General features: G+C 70.7%; 2 protein-coding genes. Both read right to left on the reverse strand.

Annotated elements, in window-relative coordinates:
• Positions 1 to 74: 74 nt before the first annotated feature.
• Positions 75 to 1,442 (reverse strand): alpha,alpha-trehalose-phosphate synthase (UDP-forming), encoded by a 1,368-nt coding sequence (gene otsA, locus QMX80_RS18950; protein ID WP_282278715.1) that lies wholly within the window; start codon positions 1,440 to 1,442, stop codon positions 75 to 77.
• The coding region (locus QMX80_RS18955; protein ID WP_282278716.1) for a glycoside hydrolase family 15 protein at positions 1,439 to 2,876 on the reverse strand (1,438 nt) is incomplete at its 5' end. The genes otsA and QMX80_RS18955, both read right to left, overlap by 4 nt.

A 2,876-nucleotide genomic window follows, 5' to 3' on the forward strand; every position in this document is an offset into this window, starting at 1 on the left:
GGCTTCAGCCGCGAATGCTTTCCGAGCGTGCCCAGCAAAGAGCGTTCGCGGCTGAAGCCGCTCCTACGGGGCGCTCAGGCGCCTTCCAGCGCCTGCAGGTAATCGCGCCGCCAGCGGTTGATGTCGTACTCGCGCAGGTGCCGCATCATCGCCTGCCAGCGTTCGATGCGTTCGCCGCGCGGCATGTCCGCGGCGGTGGCGATGGCGTCGGCGACGCCGTCCAGGTCGTGCGGGTTGACCAGCAGCGCCTGCTTCAGTTCGTCGGCGGCGCCGGCCAGCAGCGACAGCACCAGCACGCCGGGATCGTCCGGATCCTGCGAGGCCACGTATTCCTTGGCCACCAGGTTCATGCCGTCGCGCAGCGGCGTGACCAGCCCCACCGCGGCCTGGCGGTAGAAGCCGGTGAGGGTGCTGTGCGCATAGTTCTGGTTGACGTAGCGCAGCGGCGTCCAGTCGGCCGCCGCGTGGCCGCCGTTGATGTGTCCGGCCAGCCGTTCCAGGTCGCTGCGCAGCGTGCGGTATTCGGCCACGCCGCCGCGCGAGACCGGCGCGATCTGCAGGAAGGTCATGCTGCCTTTCTGCTGCGGGTAGCGCTCTAGGTAGCGTTCGAAGCCGTGGAAGCGTTCGGGCAGGCCCTTGGAATAGTCCAGCCGGTCCACGCCGATGGCCAGCTTGCGCTGCTGCAGGCTCTGCCGCAGCGCGCGCACCGCGCTGTTGCCGGTGGCCGCGCGCGCCTGCCGCGCGATGTGCGCGGTGTCGATGCCGATCGGGAACGCGGCGATGCGCACCCGGCGGCCATCGGGGGATTCGATGTGTTCGCCGTCGATGGCGTGGCCGCCGCCGAACAGCCGCGCCCAGGAGCGGAAGCGGTCCACGTCGCGCCGGGTCTGGAAGCCGAGCAGGTCGCAGGCGTACAGCGCCGAGAACAGCGAGCGGTGTTCCGGCAGCGCCTGCACCAGGTCGGCCGAAGGCACCGGCACGTGCAGGAAGAAGCCGATCCGGCAGCCGACGCCGCGCTCGCGCAGCAGCGCCGCCAGCGGGATCAGGTGGTAGTCGTGGATCCACACGGTGTCGTCCTCGCGCAGCAGCGGCGCGAGCCGGTCGGCGAACAGCGTGTTGACCCGCCAGTAGCCTTCGCGCTTGCTGCGGTCGTAGTCCACCAGGTCCAGGCGGAAGTGCAGCAGCGGCCACAGCGCGCGGTTGGAAAAACCGTTGTAGTAGCTGTCCAGGTCGGCCCTGGACAGGTCCAGGGTGACGTAGCGGATGGCGCCGTCGCTCTGTTCGTGCAGTTGCCCGCTGGCGCCGGCCACGCTGCGCCCGCTCCAGCCGAACCACAGGCCGCCGCGTTCCCGCAGCGCGGCCAGCAGGCCCACGGCGAGGCCGCCGGCGCGGGTTTCTCCGGGCAGCGCGACCCGGTTGGAGACCACCACCAGGCGGCTCACGAGGCTTCCTGCCAGCTGCGCGACAGGCGCATCGCCGCAGTGATCAGGCCCACGTGCGAGTAGGTCTGCGGGAAATTGCCCCACTGCTCGCCGTCGCTGAAGGCCAGGTCCTCGGACAGCAGGCCGAGGTGGTTGCGCCGCGCCAGCACGCTTTCGAACAGGGCCCGCGCCTCATCGAGGCGGCCGATCGCGGCCAGCGCGTCGATGTACCAGAACGTGCAGATGGTGAAGCTGGTTTCCGGCGCGCCGAAATCGTCCGGGGCGATGTAACGGAACAGCGCGTCGCCGCGCCGCAGGCCGTGGCCGATGGCCTCGACCGTGGCGACGTAGCGCGGGTCGGAGGCGTCGATGAAGCCGATGTCGGCCAGCAGCAGCAACGAGGCGTCCAGGTGGCTGCCGTCGAAGGTGTCGGTGAAATGCCCCAGCTGCGCGTTCCAGCTGCGCTCCAGCACGCGCTGGCGGATGCCGTCGGCGCGTTCGCGCCACAGCGCGGCGCGCCCGGTCAGCTCCAGCCGGCCGGCGATCTTGGCCAGGCGGTCGCAGGCGGCCCAGCACATCGCCGCGGTGTAGGTATGCACCGCGGTCCGCCCGCGGAATTCCCACAATCCGGCATCGGGCACGTCGTACAGGGCATAGGCGCGTTCGCCGAGCGGTTCCAGCCGGCCGAAGGTGTGCAGGTCGCCCGGGTCTTTCAGGCGCTGGTCGAAGAACAGCTGGGTCGAGGCCAGCACCACCGAGCCGTAGACGTCGTGCTGCTGCTGCAGCCAGGCCAGGTTGCCGCGCCGCACCGGGCCCATGCCGCGGTAGCCGGCCAGGGATTCGACCTCGTGCTCGTCCAGCCGCTCCTCCATGCCGATGCCGTACAGCGGCTGCAGGCTGCCGTCGCTGGTGGCGAGGTTGAAGATGTAGCGCAGGAAATCCTCCATCGACTTCGTGGCGCCAAGGCGGTTGAGCGCGCGCACCACGAAGGCGGCGTCGCGCAGCCAGCAGTAGCGGTAGTCCCAGTTGCGCGCGCTGCCGGGCGCCTCGGGAATCGAGGTGGTCATCGCCGCGATGATCGCGCCGCTGTCCTCGTACTGGCACAGCTTGAGGGTGATGGCGCTGCGGATCACCGCGTCCTGCCATTCCAGCGGGATGGACAGGTAGCGCGCCCATTCGCGCCAGTAGTCCTCGGTGCGCTGCTGCGCGTCCTGCGCGTAGCTGGCCAGCGGACGGTCCAATGTCTCGTCCACGCCCAGTACCAGTTCCATCGGATGCGCCAGCACGAACGGCAGGCGTTCGCGGATGAAGCGCACCGGCACGTCGGTGGTCAGGCGCAGGGTGAAGCCCGGCAGCAGCCAGCGCAGGTGGTTGCTGCCCCAGGTGGACTCGGGCGCGCGCGCGCCCCCCTCCGCCCGCGGCCGCGCCCCGCTGCGGCTGCGCGGGCTGGCCGCC

The sequence above is a fragment of the Stenotrophomonas sp. PS02297 genome (assembly GCF_029959705.1).
GTDB classification, from domain to species: domain Bacteria; phylum Pseudomonadota; class Gammaproteobacteria; order Xanthomonadales; family Xanthomonadaceae; genus Stenotrophomonas; species Stenotrophomonas nitritireducens.